Here is a 14,552-nt window from a genome sequence, read left to right on the forward strand (position 1 = left end):
CCTTCTTTTGAAAACTACTGCCCTAGCCCCGAATTAAAAATAAATTCCAATTTTTTAAAACCCAAATTCCAATTTTCTTGGATTGTGGGATATTGGACGCGGGCTTCGACTTCGCTCAGCCTGACAATCGGTATTTGAATTCTAAAAACTTCCTTTCTGATTAAATGGCCTTCTGCTTCGCTCAGCCTGAAATCACTGTAATATCTTGATTTGATTTACAAATCGGATTTTCAATAGTGTCTTCAGTACGCATAAGACGCACTGCTGGGCGTCTCTAGGGAAAATTGGATTTTAATTTATCCTATACATATATATGTATACAAAAAGAAACCCGACAGGTTTTGAAAACCTGTCGGGTTGTTGATGAGATGTTCCTATTTCTTTTAGTCGAAACGTATAGCTTTTACTGGGGATATCTTTGTGATTATATAGGATGGTATTAATAGGACTAAAAAACAAATCCCTATGGTAAGCAAGTTTAACAAGAGAATATAAATCCAATTTAAATAAACTGGAGCTTGATTTACATAGTAGTTCTCAGGGTTCAATTGAATTATTCCAAATTGCTGCTGGATTAACAAAAGTGAAATCCCTATTAGATTTCCCCAGAACAATCCGCGAAGAATTAAATAGAAGGCATTGTATAAAAATATTTTACGAACTGTCCAGTTATTAGCGCCCATAGATTTTAAAATCCCTATCATTTGTGTTCTTTCCAAGATAAGCACTAATAGGGCTACTACCATATTAATTGTCGCTACTAAAATCATAACTGCTAAAATGATTATGATATTGAAGTCAAATAGCTGAAGCCAATCAAAAATGTAGCTATATTTTTCTATAATAGTTTTGGTATCGAGATTAGAAGATGTTTTCTCGTAAATCTGATTGCCTACCGATTTTATATTATTAAAGTCTTTTACAAAAACTTCAAATGCTCCAATTTGATCTTCACTCCATTTATTGATTTTTTGAATATGACGAATATCACCTATAATATAGGTTGCATCAAAATCTTGAAATCCCGAATTAAATATAGCTGCAATTTTAAACCTGCGGCTATTAGGAAGTTTGCCTTGTTCTTCTTTAACAAAGAATGTATTGAATTGATCGCCTATTTTAAGATTTAATCGGTCTGCAAGAAATCTCGAAATTATAACGTCTTCATTTAATTCTTTGGTAAAATCTGGCAATTTACCCTGAACTATATATTCAGCAATATTATTCCAATCATAATCAGCTCCTACTCCTTTGAACACAATTCCTTCGAATGCATTTTCAGTTCGAATAATTCCTGCCTTACTTGCTACTGCCTGAATATGGCTGACTTCGGGCACTGATTCAAAGTTTGGATAAAAATCTTGTTTCTTAGAAATTGGAACAACAGTAATTTCAGAATTATTATTATCGTAATTCGAAATTATAATCTGACCATTGAATGCAGAGACTTTATCACGGATTTTCTTTTGCAGCCCTATTCCAGTTGCAACCGAAACAATCATCATGATAATCCCAATCGCGATTGCAGAAATAGCAATTTTAATTATGGGTGCCGAAATACTGCTTTTGTAGTTTTTTGCAGTAATAAGTCGTGTGGCTATAAAATATTCTAAATTCAAATTACAGGTGCTTCTTTAGTTATATAATTACTTCTTTCAAAAGTACATCTTAAAAAGAGAAAACAAGATTCTCTAGAAAACAATTACCAATTTTTTAATTTATTACAACGGAAGTTTCTTTTTCATCTCTTCTACTATATTAAATGCAGCTGGACAAATTTCAACGTTTTTTAAAGTTAGATTTGAAATTTGATGGAATTTATTTCTATCAGTATGAGGAAACTCTCTGCAGGCTTTTGGACGAACATCATAAATCATACAATAATTTTCACTATCCAAAAACGTACACGGAACGCTTTGCAAAACATAATCCTTGTCCTCATCTATTCTAAGATACTGGTCAATGAATTGTTGTGGCTTTTGTCTAAAATGTTTTGAAATACGTTCAATATCGGCCAAAGTAAACAGTGGTCCAGTTGTTTTACAGCAATTGGCACATTTTAAACAATCCGTTCTTTTAAATTCTGCATTGTGCAAATCTTGCATAATGTAATCTAAATTCTTCGGTTGTTTCTTTTTAAGCTTATCAAAATACTTTTTATTCTCGATATGCTTATCTTTGGCTAACTTACTTAAGTTATTTAAAATCTGTTTCAAGTTTAACATTTAAAGTTGATCTGCAAAATTAAGCAACTTTGAACTTGAAACCTTAAACTTTGACTAAAACAATGAAAGATCTTTTTGGAAAAGCGATATTTGATTTTTACACGAATAACTCGCCCGAAGATATTATTACCGAAACTTCCATTTCTGAAGAAGACGAAATGAGCGTTGAATATCTTTTTCGTTCTTATAATGACATGCCTTTAATTGAACAAAAAGCCTTGCAGCTGGCAAAAGGAAAAACATTAGATGTTGGATGTGGCGCAGGAAGTCATGCTTTGTCTTTACAAGATGAACGCAATCTAGATGTGACTGCTATTGATATTTCAGAAAAAGCAATTGAAACTTGCCTTCTTAGAGGAATTAAAAATGCTAAAGTTGAAAACATCTTGAATTTTGAAGGAGAAAAATTTGACACCATTTTACTTCTAATGAATGGAACTGGTATTTTTGGCAAGCTCAAAGACTGCAATAAATACCTACCCAAATTAAAATCTCTTTTAAATCCTGGCGGACAAATTTTAATTGACAGCTCTGATATCATTTATATGTTTGATGAAGATGAAGACGGCGGAAAATGGATTCCGTCTGAAAATGATTATTATGGCGAATTAATCTTTAACTTAAGTTATAAAAACGACAAGGAAGAACCTTTTGACTGGTTGTATCTGGATTATAATACTCTTCAAAATGCAGCAATTGCCAACGGATTGAACTGCGAACTTATTCTTGAAGGCGAGCATTATGATTATCTAGCGAAACTTTCTATTTAAAACAATTCAATTACAAAACTATGCAAGAATTAGATTTAGAAAAGTTAAAATATCCTATTGGAAAATTTATAATTCCCGATCATTATTCGCCTGAATATCTTTCAGAAAAAATTGAAGAAATCGAAACTTTCCCAAAAAGATTAGAAAAAGAAGTTCTCCATTTAACGAATGAACAACTTGATACTCCTTATCGTCCAGACGGATGGACCGTAAGACAAGTTATTCATCATTGTGCAGAAAGTCATATGAATTGTTATATCCGAATTAAATGGGCATTGACTGAAGATCGTCCGCTAATTAAAGCTTACGATGAAGTTCTTTGGTCAGAACTGAATGATAATTTAAAGATGCCTATTCAGCCGACACTCGATTTATTAAAAGGACTCCACTTTCGATTGGCGTTTATAATGAAAAAATTATCGGAATCTGATCTAGAAAAAGTTTTCATACATCCTTCGGATAATTCGGACAACAAAATAAAAAAGATAATCGGTACTTATGCCTGGCACGGAAATCATCATTTAGCCCATATTACAACTTTAAAAAAATACAAAAATTGGAAATAAAAAAGTGTTCACTTTTTACACTAGTGTATACCTCAAGTAAACAAAAAAGTCTCTTCGGTTGAAGAGACTTTTTTGTTATGGTATATTTAGATATTTATGCGTTTGCAATGAAACTCTCCATTTAGGATTATTCATAACATAATCTACTATAAGCGGTGTCATTTCCTCTTTTTTACTCCATTCAGGCTGCAAAAATAAAATTGCGTCATTATTGACTAACTCTGCCTGCTCTTCTGCAAAAATAAAATCATGTTTATTGTGAATAATCACTTTTAATTCGTGAGCATTATCATATACGCTCTGAGTTGGCAGTTTATTTTTTTTCGGAGAAAGACAGATCCAGTCCCATGTTCCTGATAAGTTAAAAGCACCAGAAGTTTCTATATGAACTTTTAAGTTTTTTTCTTTTAAGCGTTCTGTCAAAAGTGTCATATCCCAAGATAAAGGCTCACCTCCCGTTACAACAACTGTATCAGCATATTTTGCTGCATTTCCAACAATTAAATCGATACTTGTCGGCGGATGAATTTCTGCATTCCAGCTTTCTTTCACATCACACCAATGACACCCTACATCACATCCTCCAATTCTAATAAAATAAGCAGCTCTTCCTGTATGCGCACCTTCTCCCTGAATGGTATAAAATTCTTCCATCAAAGGAAGCATAGCTCCTTTATTTACTTCTAATTGTATTTCTTTTGATAACATTATACTATTTTAAAGTGCAAAGATAGTCAATAATATACGGAACAAAAAAAACCGATAGTTTATTGAACTATCGGTTTTCTATTTATTTTAAAAATCTAGATTATTTTAAAGATTTTATTGATTGTGCAGCGTAAGTATTTGCTGGGTCTAAAACTAAAGTTTTATTAAAATACTCCAAAGCTTTTACTTTATCAGTATTTGCATACGCAGCTCCGATTGCATTGTAAGACTCAACGATTTTCTTAGCCGTTGCAGGTTTAGCCACTTCCTCTGCACCTTTTGCAGTAATTTTAGCTACATAGTCTTCATAGTTTTTGATAATCAAATCATCTTTGTCTAATGCACTACTGATTCTTCCTTTGTACAAATAAGCCTCATCGTATGTTGGAGACGCTTCAAGAACTTTATCAAAAGTAGCATTTGCTTTTTCTAAAGCAACTTTATCACGGCTTTCAACAGGTTTACCAGCATTACCATAGTAAACAGAAATTCCATAATAAACAGCATCATCTAAATAATTTTTAGATTCTTTATTATTTGCGCCAAGTTCAAAAATTGAAGCAGCTTGAACATATTGTTTTTTACCAAACAATTCTTTTCCGAAATCAGCAAATTCTTCAACTACTAAAGGCTCTAATTCGATTGCTTTTTTAATATCTGCCAAACCTGCATCAAAAGCAGCTTGATCTATTGTACCATCAGCAGCAGTTCCTTTTTTAATTTTAGCTAATCCTAAGTAATAGTAATCTCTACCAATTGCTTTATTTCCTGGAGCTTTGATAAAATCTTCGATAGATTTAATAGCTACGTCAACATTTCCGTTTTCGTAAGCAGCATATCCTAAATATCTGAAGATTCTTGGATTTACTTTATCCTCAGCAATCATTTTATTTGCAACAGTTTCTAATTGCTTGTAATCTTTAACTAAGATTAAGAAATCAGCATGACGCATTTTAGAATCTAAAGAGTAATCTGTTAAACTTAAATATTTCTCGTAGTTTGTAATTGCATTTTGCAAATTAACTTTAGATGTAGAAGGCTTGTTTCTAGCCCATTTGTAATAAGTTTCAGCAAGTTCTCTGTAAACTGGTCCGTAATTAGCATCTAAAGCAATTACTTCGTTAAAAGATTTTATCGCTTCATCATAAGATTTAGCTCCTTTCAACAAAACTCCTAATTGCATTTTTGCTCTTAACAACGTATTGTCAGCTGTAAAAGCATCACGGTAAGATTTGTATGCATCATTTTGATTGTTTGATCCATAATAAGCATCACCAATAGCTAAAAGAGCTTGTGCATTTTGAGGATCAACTACTAAAGCACGTTTTAATACTTCAACAGCATTTTTATAATCTGGATTATCAGAATTCATGTATGCTCTAGCGATGTAAATAAACTCATTTACATCTTTCTTTCTCATATCTTTAGTTGCCAATGCAAAATTTGCCTGAGCAGCAGTTGTATTCTTAGCATCTAAATCTAATTGACCTAAACCAATATAGTTTAAATTTTTCTTGTCTGAAGCTTGTAATCCATTATTGAAATAGATTTTAGCTGAGTCAACAACAGATTGATTTAAATAAACGTTTCCTAAAACAAAATTTGCTTCACCATCAGAAGGTTTAGATTTGATGATTGATTTAAGCATTGTTTTTGCCTTATCAAATTGTTCTGCATCAATCGCTTTTTTTGCCTGGTTGATGTCTTGCGCTGTTGCCGCAGTCGCCGAAGCTACTAATGCAAGACTAAAAATTTTAAATTTATTCATCTTTTTATCGTAATTAATTTATTCTTTATCTTTTATAATTTATTTCTAATTTTAATCTTGCGTCCCGGAGTTTTAAAAGGTAACAATCCTGACTTCAAAATTATACGCTGTCCAATATCTCCAGCTACAAATGAAGCAAATCCCATTCCTAATCCTGAATACCCTTGACAATTTATAATAAACAAATCACGTGCCAAAGGATATTTCCCTAAAGCCAGGTCATCTTGTGTAGGACTGTAGTATTGATTATCATTTAATCCTTTTACACTTAAAACATGTATTTTCTTTATTGTTTCTGTCATATCAGGAGTTGGCTGATACAACCAGTTGACACCGATCACCCCAATCATTCCCTCATTTTCTGAAACAAATTTGATTACTTCATTATTTGTTTTAAATGAAAACACCCCAGACTTTGGAAGTTCGTTAACCTTTGCTAATTCTTTCATGTAACGAACAGTACTTGAATTAGGATTATCGAAAACTAAACCTTTAATTGCTGCATCTTGTTTACCTTGCAGAAAATCAATTACACTTTTCAACGCAATAAGTGTATCATTATTGCTTTTGCTTGAAATAAATGCAATAGCATCATGAGCAATTGGCGTTACACGCGGATTAATTTTGCTTTTTTCGAAGCGAGATCTTTCTTCTTTGGTTAAATCTCTAGTTGTGATTGCCACTTTAGCTTTTTGATTTAATAAATCATTTATCACTTCAGCTTCAGATTTTGACTTAACTGTAATTTTTGCATCATAGTAAGTGCCTTCAAAAACAGCAACCTGATCATCTGCAATCTGCTTTACTGTTTCATCAACAGCAACATCAAGTGATCCTTTTAAAATGGTTTCTTTTTGCGTTTCATTCTTGCTTTTTTGGTTGCACATGGCAAACAAAAAGACAAAAACTACCAAAGCTACAGCCTTACTATATCTCCACATAATTATTATTCTTTTGAATTAATTAATCTTAAAAATCTTATTCCCGAGTATACAATCAGTAATCCACCAAAAGCATATCTGTATTTAGGTTCCATGTCCAGCGGAAGTTTTTCCCAAAACATGATCATTAAACCGAGTACAAGATAAATTAAAAAAAACAGTATTCCTAAAACAAGAAGAAATCGCTCTTTGAGCGATTTCTTCTGAATATTATTAAGCATATCTTTTAACATTATTCTGCAGATTGAATAGTAATAGGAAGAGAGTATAATACCCTAACTTTTTTACCATTTTGCTCGCCAGGAGTCCATTTTGGACATTTTTTAAGAACACGAATTGCTTCTGCTCCTGTACCGTAACCGATATCTCTTAAAACTTTAATATCTGTTAACGACCCGTCTTTTTCAACTACAAACGTAACGTAAACTTTACCTTTTAAACCTTCTTCTTCTGGAGTTTTATAATTGTTTCCTACGAATTTGTAGAATTTCTCAATTCCTCCTGGAAAGTCAGGCTTCACTTCGATACCAGCTGTATTATATACAGTGTTATCTTCTTGAATTACTTCTTGTACTGGTCCTTTTCCAACTGGCTCATCTACAGTTAAAACTGCATCTGGATCTCCTTTGATAGTTTCAGCACCAACTTTTTTGTCCTTTAAATCCACAATTTTTGGTGGATCTTCAGTAACTTCTTCAGCCTTCGCAACCACTGGTTTTACGAATTTCACCTGATCCACTTTTGGTGGCGGCGGTGGCGGTGGTGGTTGATTTGGTTTTATTTCCTCTTTTTTCTTTGGAGGTAATTTAACCGTTGCAATTTTAATATCGTTATTTACCACTTCTTCTTCAGAGTCTGGTAAAAAGCTTGCAATAAGAGGAGCTGCAACAGCAAAGCTAAAAATAAGAGAACCAATAACAAGCGCTTTCACAGTTGTTTTACCGTTTGATTTTCTCAGCTCATATGCACCATATATCTTATTACGCCCTTCGAATACGATATCAAGCCACTGATTTTTTATAATATCTAATTTCATATCTCTTGATTTTTAATTTGATAATAAAGAAGATTACTCTGCTTTTTTATCTATTAATTTCGTTTCCTCTGGTGAAAATTCAGGAACAATAGCATAAGTATCTACTCCTGAAATTGCCATCTCATCCAATATATCAACCAAATTACGGTAATTTGATTTTTTAGTTGGTTTAATGATTACAATGATACCATTTTGAGGCTTACCCAAAGCAGTAGAATAAGCTAAAACATTTTTCTTTTGTTTTAACAATTCTCTACGGATACCATCTTTACCATATGTAATATCTTTAGGCCCTACTTTTGGAGTAGCCAATAATCCCATATAATAAACCATTTTGTTATCATCTCCTAACATTACTGTCATGGTACGATTCTCGTCTACCTTAGTATCCTTTTGCTCTGGATTCTTTTCATCTTTATCTGGCAACGACAAATCCATCGATTGAGGTTTTGACAACGAAGTAGTTAACATAAAGAATGTAATCAATAAGAATGCCAAATCCACCATCGCCGTTAAATCGACTTTCGAATTCTGCTTTTTACTTCTTACTTTACCACCTTTACCACCACCGCCGTCGCCTGTATTTAATTCAGCCATTTTAGTGTATATTTTTTAATTAAAAGTCTCTTCCTCTCGTACCTGTAACTAAGTTAAAGGAATTGATTTTCTGATCTTGTAAAATATCCATAATCTTTTTGATTTTTGGATATTCTTCTTTTGAATCACCTTTTATCGCAATCTGCAATTCTTTATTATCCAAATCAATTGTAGCTCTTCTAGAAATTAGAAGCCATTCTTTCAATTGATTATCTAATGAATCTAAAGGAATCCCAGGTTGGTCTGCTTTGGTTCTGTCCGCCGCTTTCATATCTATGATCTGCTTTAAACCTGCAACTGGCACACCAAAATCGTCCATAAGAGCAAATTTGGTTTTATCTTCTTCCGAAAATTCAATACCATATTTTGCACCTATTCCTTCAAGAGTTCTTTTACGAACTTCTCTTCCTTTGATGTCAAAAAACACTTTCCCTTTTCCTACTGTAATAATAGCCAAATCAGTATCTGGCAATTTAGTTTGAGCAACAGAAGAAGGCATGTCTACAGGAAGTGCCTCTGGCACTTTAGCAGTAGCGGTCAAAATAAAGAACGTTAGCAAAAGGAATGCAACATCACACATCGCAGTCATATCTGTCGATGTCGACTTTTTTTTCATTTTTATTTTAGCCATTATCTCTTATTTTATTTTTTTGATAGTGATATCAAAAATTAATTATTGTCTTAAACTTCCTCTGAATTTTCTGTAAGTATTCACGATAGTAGTACCAGCCTCATCGATAGAGTAAGTTAAATCGTCAATTTTAGCAGTAAAGAAGTTGTAAGAAACAATTGCTAAGATAGAAGTAGAGATACCTGTTGCAGTGTTGATAAGTGCCTCAGAAATACCTGTTGCAAGAGCAGCTTGGTCAGGAGTTCCAGCAGAAGCTAACGCACCAAACGCTTTAATCATACCTGATACAGTTCCTAATAATCCTCCTAATGTACCTAAAGATACTAAAGTAGAGATAATAGTCATGTTTTTCTCTAACATTGGCATTTCTAATGAAGTTGCCTCTTCAATTTCTTTGTGGATTACTTCAGAAGCTTCTTCACTATTGAATCCTTCTTTCTTAACATCTTGGTATTTTACCAAAGCAGATTTAATTGCGTTTGCAACTGAACCTTGTTGTTTGTCACAAGCAGCGATAGCAGCTTCGATGTTTCCTTCTTTAATATTTCCTTGTACATTTTTCATAAATGTATCTAAGTTAGCTTTTCCAGCAGCTTTACCAATAACAATAAATCTTTCAATAGAAAAAACAACAACCATTAAAAACATACCTAATAATACTGGTACAATGAAACCTCCTTTATAAACTTGACCTAATGTATTGATTGGATGTCCAGTTTCTGGATTACCTCCTTCGAAGTTAGCAGAATCTCCCATGATTACTTTCCAAATAAACACCCCTACTAAGATACACGCAACAATAATGATTCCAGTAACCATTCCTCCCCCATTTGAAGTGCTTTCTTTTTTAACTTTAACGTTTGCCATTTTTTTTAATTTTAATAGTTTTAAATAATTTTTATTTTTTAGTTATATTTAACTTGTAGAGGAGCAAATTTATACGTTTAGTTTAAATAAAAAAACTTTTTTTAATTTTATTGATCGAAATTTAACTTCAATTTAAAAAATATCTCATTAAATTGCCGGCGCCATTTTTTAGATAAAACAAAAATACGGACGATATTTAGAAAAATTACAACGTTTTAGTAAATATTCAAAGAATCCATTGATATCTTCTTAAAAAGCTGCGAATTTTTTTTTTATTAATATTTCAATCAAAAAAAGCATTTTCTTACTAAAAAAAACCACGATAAAAATGCCCAAAAACAAAGCAATACTCATATAACCACCTAAATTACAAATAAAAACATGAATAAAAAAGATAATTTTATTGCGGCTATAAATTCTGGCTATTCTTCTAAGGGAGACAGCATCATTCTGGGAGGCGCAATCCTTGACGGTGAGGCACTTGCGGAAGCGCATGTAAAAATTCCATTAAAAACATTAAATCGTCACGGACTAATTGCCGGAGCCACAGGAACAGGAAAAACTAAAACTATTCAGGTTTTTTCAGAGCAGCTTTCGAATGCTGGAATTCCAGTTTTGATGATGGATATTAAAGGGGATTTCAGCGGTATTGCAAAAGAAGGAAAAGAAGAAGGTTTTATTACAGAAAGACACACCAAAATAAACATACCTTATAATGTAGCTGCATTTCCTGTTGAACTAATGTCTTTATCGAAACAGCATGGAGTTCGACTGCGTGCTACGGTTTCTGAATTTGGACCTGTTTTATTTTCTAGAATTTTAGATCTTAATGATACTCAGGCGGGAGTTGTCGCGGTTATCTTTAAATATTGTGATGATAATCAAATGCCTTTATTGGATTTAAAAGACATTAAAAAAGTAATCAATTATATTACCGAAGAAGGTAAGGAAGAAATCGCTGCAAATTATGGCAAAATTTCAACTGCCACTACAGGAACGATTCTTCGAAAAATTATCGAATTAGAGCAACAAGGCGGTGATTTATTTTTTGGTGAATTATCTTTTGAAACCGATGATTTAATGCGAATTGATGAAAACGGTAAAGGGTATGTAAACATCATCCGCTTGACGGATATACAGGATAAACCGAAATTATTCTCGACTTTTATGTTAAGTCTTTTGGCGGAAATCTATCAAAAAATGCCAGAGAAAGGAGATGCAGAACAACCTGAATTGGTTATTTTTATTGATGAAGCACATTTAATTTTCAATGAAGCCAGTAAAGCACTGTTAGAACAAATTGAAACTATTGTAAAATTAATTCGTTCTAAAGGTGTCGGTGTTTATTTTGTGACTCAAAATCCAATGGATGTTCCAAGCGGTGTTTTGGCACAATTAGGGTTGAAAATTCAGCATGCGCTTAGAGCTTTCACAGCAAATGATCGTCAGGCAATTAAAAAGACGGCTGACAATTACCCTACTTCTGAGTATTACAAAACAGATGAATTACTAACAAGTTTAGGAATTGGAGAAGCATTAGTAACAGCTTTAAATGAAAAAGGTGTTCCAACACCACTTGTTGCCACAATGATGCGTGCGCCTCAAAGCCGAATGGATATTTTATCTGCTTCTGAAATTGATGAAATAAACAGTAAATCAAAATTAGTAAAGAAATACAGCGAAGAAATCGACCGAGAAAGTGCCTTTGAAATTCTAAACAAAAAGATAGCCGATGCGAATGAAGCTGCATCTCAAAGAGAAGAACAAGCTCCAACAAGGTCTACAAAAGCAGAACCAAGTACAGCAAGCGTTGTGGGTAAATCTGTTTTGAAAGTGGTAACTAGTGCTACTTTTATTAGAGGCGTTTTTGGTGTTCTAACTAAAATTTTTAAGAAATAAAAAATTGCAATGTCAAAAATCAATATCAATTACAATGTTCAAAATTGTAATTGATATTGACATTGTTTTTGAAAATTATTTAGATAATAACTCCAGAATTTTAGTTTCAACTTCTGGTGAGTTCCAGATATTTTCTATGTTATCTAATTTTAAAACCTCTTCCATAATTCCGTTTTGAAAATCTCCAATTGCCAAAGCTTCGGCATACGGACGGTCGCTGAAAGTAACACGACTGTAAAGCGGAATCCATTTATCTGGATGTTTATCTGAGAATACTTTTTCTATTTTCTTTTGCAGTAAGAATTTTTCATCTGCCGTTTTGGTACTCATTTCCATGAAATTTCGGTACGAAAGTTCAGCAATCGCATCTGTATTTGGTTTTCTTGAAATTTGATATTCAGAGAAGATTTTTTTCCAGTCGTCTCCAAATTTTTCGATCATTTCATTTAGAACAGTAATATCTTCAAAACCGGCGTTCATTCCTTGTCCATAAAACGGAACAATGGCATGACAGGCATCTCCAATCAAAGCAATTTTATCTTCGTATGTCCACGGAAAACATTTCATGGTAACCAAAGTACTTGTCGGATTTTTAAAGAAATCGTTTGCCAGTTCTGGAATTACATCAATAGAATCTGGAAAGTTTTTCTCAAAGAAATCCTCCACCATTTTACGATCTGTAAGTGAGGCAAAAGAATTCCCGCCTTCAAAAGGCATAAATAAAGTACACGTAAAACTGCCGTCGAGATTAGGAAGCGCAATTAACATATATTCGCCTCTCGGCCAAATATGAAAAGAATTTTTATCTAATTTATGAGTCCCATCTGCATTTGCTGGAATATTTAATTCCTTATATCCCATATTTAAAAATTCCTGCGAATAATTAAACATGCTCTGGCGCTGCATTCTGTGGCGGATTCTCGAAAAAGCACCATCTGCACCAAATACCATATCAAATTTTCGTTCTTCCCACTCGCCTCTTTCGCTCTCGCCAATATGTAAAGTTGCATCATTCAAAGTTACATCCCACACTTTTTGCTCAAAATGAAATTCAGCTCCAGCTTCTTCAGCCAAATCAATCATTTTTCTGTTCAGTTTTCCTCTTGAAATAGAAAAAATCGATTCGCCTTCCTGACCGTAATTTTGAAAATTAAGTTTGTCAACCAAATGGATGGCCCGTTTATCCATCGGAATGGCAATTTCACGTACCGAATCGCCAACACCTACTGCATCCAGTGCTTTCCAGCCCCGATTAGACATTGCTAAGTTAATAGAACGACCAGAAAAATTAATTTTTCGAATATCGGGACTGCGATCATAAACATGAACGGTGTGACCAGCTTTTTTAAGATAAATTGCCAGCAGCGATCCTACAAGTCCAGAACCAACAACTGCAATTTTTAATGAAGTTTGCATCGGGGAAAATCTAAATATAAGATCGTAAAAATAAGTAATAATTCTACAAGAGCTTAAAAATAAAGGAAATATTTATGATTTATATGGGCATGTCCCGCTGATCCCGAAGCCTCGGGAACGGGTCGGGCTATTTACTATATTCCCAATTAACAAAAACTATGGATAAAAAACCTTGTTTTTCTAGATCGAGAGATGCCGTTACTATTCCCTCATACAACACTTATTTTCATAACAAATTCGCATTTTAATAGATTTATTAGCAATATTAAAAAGGGTAATTTCGCTCAAACCAAAGTCGAATTAACTGACCAACAAATCTCGCAAAGGCGCAGAGTCGCAAAGTTATTTACGTTTCTTTTTAAATTTTATTTTGCGCCTTTCCGACTTTGCTAGAAAATAATCAGCTATTAAAAAACTTAACTTATTATAGACTAACAATGAACATCGAAATTTTACAATCACAAATTATTCTGGAAAACGAAAAGGTATTATTAATTCCGTTTGAAAACGAAAGAAACATCGAACTCAAGGAAATCATTTTTGATGATGAAATTTGGAAATATATGGGAATGTATGTTCGAAACGATCAAGATTTTGAAAATTACATCCAAAATACATTGAAACAAAAAGCAGATGGAATTTGCTATCCGTTTCTGATTATCGACAAAACCACAAATAAGGTTGCCGGAAGCTCACGTTACGGCTATTTAAATCATGCGAGTCAAAAATGTGAAATTGGCTGGACTTGGTACGGAAAAGATTTTCAGGGAACTGGCTTAAACAAGGCCTGTAAATATGAATTACTAAAATTTGGTTTCGAAAACATTCAATTTAAAAGAATACAATTCAGTGCAGATCTCGAAAATTTAAGATCGCAAAGAGCCATTGAAAATTTAGGCGCTTTAAAAGAAGGTTTGTTCCGGAATAATTATGTCGATTCTGAGGGAAACAGCAAAGACGATGTTTATTACAGTATTATTTTGGAGGAATGGGAAAATACAAAACGAGATTATTTTGGAGAGTTTTTGTCTAAAAGAAAATAAATTTGAAACAAAATAATATTTCTATCGTCTAACAAATAATATACAAATAGTAAATTATCAATTTTCTACTAATCCAACCAAAACC

15 protein-coding genes are annotated in these 14,552 nt (G+C 33.1%); 4 read left to right on the forward strand and 11 right to left on the reverse strand.

Annotation, left to right across the window (positions count from 1 at the left end; genetic code table 11):
* Positions 1 to 383: 383 nt before the first annotated feature.
* Both BSF42_RS20020 and BSF42_RS20025 read right to left on the reverse strand, forming a co-directional pair.
* Complete coding sequence (locus tag BSF42_RS20020; protein WP_095954871.1) at positions 384 to 1,619, reverse strand: ABC transporter permease; 1,236 nt, start codon at positions 1,617 to 1,619, stop codon at positions 384 to 386.
* Between the two features lie 102 nt (positions 1,620 to 1,721).
* Complete coding sequence (locus tag BSF42_RS20025; protein ID WP_095954958.1) at positions 1,722 to 2,216, reverse strand: YkgJ family cysteine cluster protein; 495 nt, start codon at positions 2,214 to 2,216, stop codon at positions 1,722 to 1,724.
* 71 nt (positions 2,217 to 2,287) lie between these two features.
* Between BSF42_RS20025 and BSF42_RS20030 the strand changes: the two genes are divergently transcribed.
* Positions 2,288 to 2,995 carry a bifunctional 2-polyprenyl-6-hydroxyphenol methylase/3-demethylubiquinol 3-O-methyltransferase UbiG gene (locus tag BSF42_RS20030; RefSeq protein WP_095954872.1) on the forward strand — a complete coding sequence of 236 codons (708 nt, stop codon included), beginning with the start codon at positions 2,288 to 2,290 and terminating at the stop codon, positions 2,993 to 2,995.
* Between the two features lie 20 nt (positions 2,996 to 3,015).
* On the forward strand, positions 3,016 to 3,561 hold the full coding sequence (locus BSF42_RS20035; RefSeq protein ID WP_095954873.1) for a YfiT family bacillithiol transferase: 546 nt from the start codon (positions 3,016 to 3,018) through the stop codon (positions 3,559 to 3,561).
* 75 nt (positions 3,562 to 3,636) lie between these two features.
* Here BSF42_RS20035 and BSF42_RS20040 read toward each other — a convergent pair whose 3' ends face one another.
* The 8 genes from BSF42_RS20040 to BSF42_RS20075 all read right to left on the reverse strand — a co-directional run bounded on the left by BSF42_RS20040 (position 3,637) and on the right by BSF42_RS20075 (position 10,109).
* On the reverse strand, positions 3,637 to 4,269 hold the full coding sequence (locus tag BSF42_RS20040; protein WP_095954874.1) for a 7-carboxy-7-deazaguanine synthase QueE: 633 nt from the start codon (positions 4,267 to 4,269) through the stop codon (positions 3,637 to 3,639).
* 100 nt (positions 4,270 to 4,369) lie between these two features.
* The gene (locus BSF42_RS20045; RefSeq protein WP_095954875.1) at positions 4,370 to 6,037 is read right to left on the reverse strand and encodes a tetratricopeptide repeat protein; all 1,668 of its coding nucleotides are present in this window, start codon (positions 6,035 to 6,037) and stop codon (positions 4,370 to 4,372) included.
* 32 nt (positions 6,038 to 6,069) lie between these two features.
* A complete protein-coding gene (locus tag BSF42_RS20050) occupies positions 6,070 to 6,978 on the reverse strand; it encodes a PstS family phosphate ABC transporter substrate-binding protein (protein ID WP_095954876.1) in 909 nt (302 codons plus the stop codon).
* 5 nt (positions 6,979 to 6,983) lie between these two features.
* On the reverse strand, positions 6,984 to 7,211 hold the full coding sequence (locus BSF42_RS22725) for a hypothetical protein (protein ID WP_095954877.1): 228 nt from the start codon (positions 7,209 to 7,211) through the stop codon (positions 6,984 to 6,986).
* A complete protein-coding gene (locus tag BSF42_RS20060; RefSeq protein ID WP_095954878.1) occupies positions 7,211 to 8,014 on the reverse strand; it encodes an energy transducer TonB in 804 nt (267 codons plus the stop codon). Before BSF42_RS20060 ends, BSF42_RS22725 begins: the two co-directional genes overlap by 1 nt.
* 33 nt (positions 8,015 to 8,047) lie before the next feature.
* Positions 8,048 to 8,611: a biopolymer transporter ExbD gene (locus BSF42_RS20065; RefSeq protein ID WP_095954879.1), complete on the reverse strand. Its 564-nt coding sequence runs from the start codon at positions 8,609 to 8,611 to the stop codon at positions 8,048 to 8,050.
* Between the two features lie 19 nt (positions 8,612 to 8,630).
* Positions 8,631 to 9,242 (reverse strand): biopolymer transporter ExbD, encoded by a 612-nt coding sequence (locus BSF42_RS20070; RefSeq protein ID WP_095954880.1) that lies wholly within the window; start codon positions 9,240 to 9,242, stop codon positions 8,631 to 8,633.
* Positions 9,243 to 9,284: 42 nt separating this feature from the next.
* Positions 9,285 to 10,109: a MotA/TolQ/ExbB proton channel family protein gene (locus BSF42_RS20075; protein WP_095954881.1), complete on the reverse strand. Its 825-nt coding sequence runs from the start codon at positions 10,107 to 10,109 to the stop codon at positions 9,285 to 9,287.
* A gap of 381 nt (positions 10,110 to 10,490) precedes the next feature.
* Between BSF42_RS20075 and BSF42_RS20080 the strand changes: the two genes are divergently transcribed.
* Positions 10,491 to 12,008: a helicase HerA-like domain-containing protein gene (locus tag BSF42_RS20080; RefSeq protein WP_095954882.1), complete on the forward strand. Its 1,518-nt coding sequence runs from the start codon at positions 10,491 to 10,493 to the stop codon at positions 12,006 to 12,008.
* A gap of 75 nt (positions 12,009 to 12,083) precedes the next feature.
* On the opposite strand, the gene BSF42_RS20085 is transcribed toward BSF42_RS20080, so the two are convergent.
* Positions 12,084 to 13,424, reverse strand: coding sequence for an NAD(P)/FAD-dependent oxidoreductase (locus BSF42_RS20085; RefSeq protein WP_095954883.1), 1,341 nt, complete (start codon positions 13,422 to 13,424; stop codon positions 12,084 to 12,086).
* Positions 13,425 to 13,861: 437 nt separating this feature from the next.
* Between BSF42_RS20085 and BSF42_RS20090 the strand changes: the two genes are divergently transcribed.
* Positions 13,862 to 14,467, forward strand: a complete 606-nt coding sequence (locus BSF42_RS20090) for a GNAT family N-acetyltransferase (protein WP_095954959.1) — start codon at positions 13,862 to 13,864, stop codon at positions 14,465 to 14,467.
* Positions 14,468 to 14,552 lie beyond the last annotated feature (85 nt).

Source organism: Flavobacterium sp. ACN6 (assembly GCF_002304005.1).
In the GTDB taxonomy this organism is placed as follows: Bacteria; Bacteroidota; Bacteroidia; order Flavobacteriales; family Flavobacteriaceae; genus Flavobacterium.

Excerpts from the sequence above, each read along its gene's own strand:
- BSF42_RS20080 (WP_095954882.1), top strand. The coding sequence starts at position 10,491 with ATGAATAAAAAAGATAATTTTATTGCGGCTATAAATTCTGGCTATTCT.
- BSF42_RS20060 (WP_095954878.1), bottom strand. The coding sequence starts at position 8,014 with ATGAAATTAGATATTATAAAAAATCAGTGGCTTGATATCGTATTCGAA.
- BSF42_RS20075 (WP_095954881.1), bottom strand. The coding sequence starts at position 10,109 with ATGGCAAACGTTAAAGTTAAAAAAGAAAGCACTTCAAATGGGGGAGGA.
- BSF42_RS20035 (WP_095954873.1), top strand. The coding sequence starts at position 3,016 with ATGCAAGAATTAGATTTAGAAAAGTTAAAATATCCTATTGGAAAATTT.
- BSF42_RS20085 (WP_095954883.1), bottom strand. The coding sequence starts at position 13,424 with ATGCAAACTTCATTAAAAATTGCAGTTGTTGGTTCTGGACTTGTAGGA.
- BSF42_RS20045 (WP_095954875.1), bottom strand. The coding sequence starts at position 6,037 with ATGAATAAATTTAAAATTTTTAGTCTTGCATTAGTAGCTTCGGCGACT.
- BSF42_RS20030 (WP_095954872.1), top strand. The coding sequence starts at position 2,288 with ATGAAAGATCTTTTTGGAAAAGCGATATTTGATTTTTACACGAATAAC.
- BSF42_RS20070 (WP_095954880.1), bottom strand. The coding sequence starts at position 9,242 with ATGGCTAAAATAAAAATGAAAAAAAAGTCGACATCGACAGATATGACT.
- BSF42_RS20040 (WP_095954874.1), bottom strand. The coding sequence starts at position 4,269 with ATGTTATCAAAAGAAATACAATTAGAAGTAAATAAAGGAGCTATGCTT.
- BSF42_RS20050 (WP_095954876.1), bottom strand. The coding sequence starts at position 6,978 with ATGTGGAGATATAGTAAGGCTGTAGCTTTGGTAGTTTTTGTCTTTTTG.
- BSF42_RS20065 (WP_095954879.1), bottom strand. The coding sequence starts at position 8,611 with ATGGCTGAATTAAATACAGGCGACGGCGGTGGTGGTAAAGGTGGTAAA.
- BSF42_RS22725 (WP_095954877.1), bottom strand. The coding sequence starts at position 7,211 with ATGTTAAAAGATATGCTTAATAATATTCAGAAGAAATCGCTCAAAGAG.
- BSF42_RS20090 (WP_095954959.1), top strand. The coding sequence starts at position 13,862 with ATGAACATCGAAATTTTACAATCACAAATTATTCTGGAAAACGAAAAG.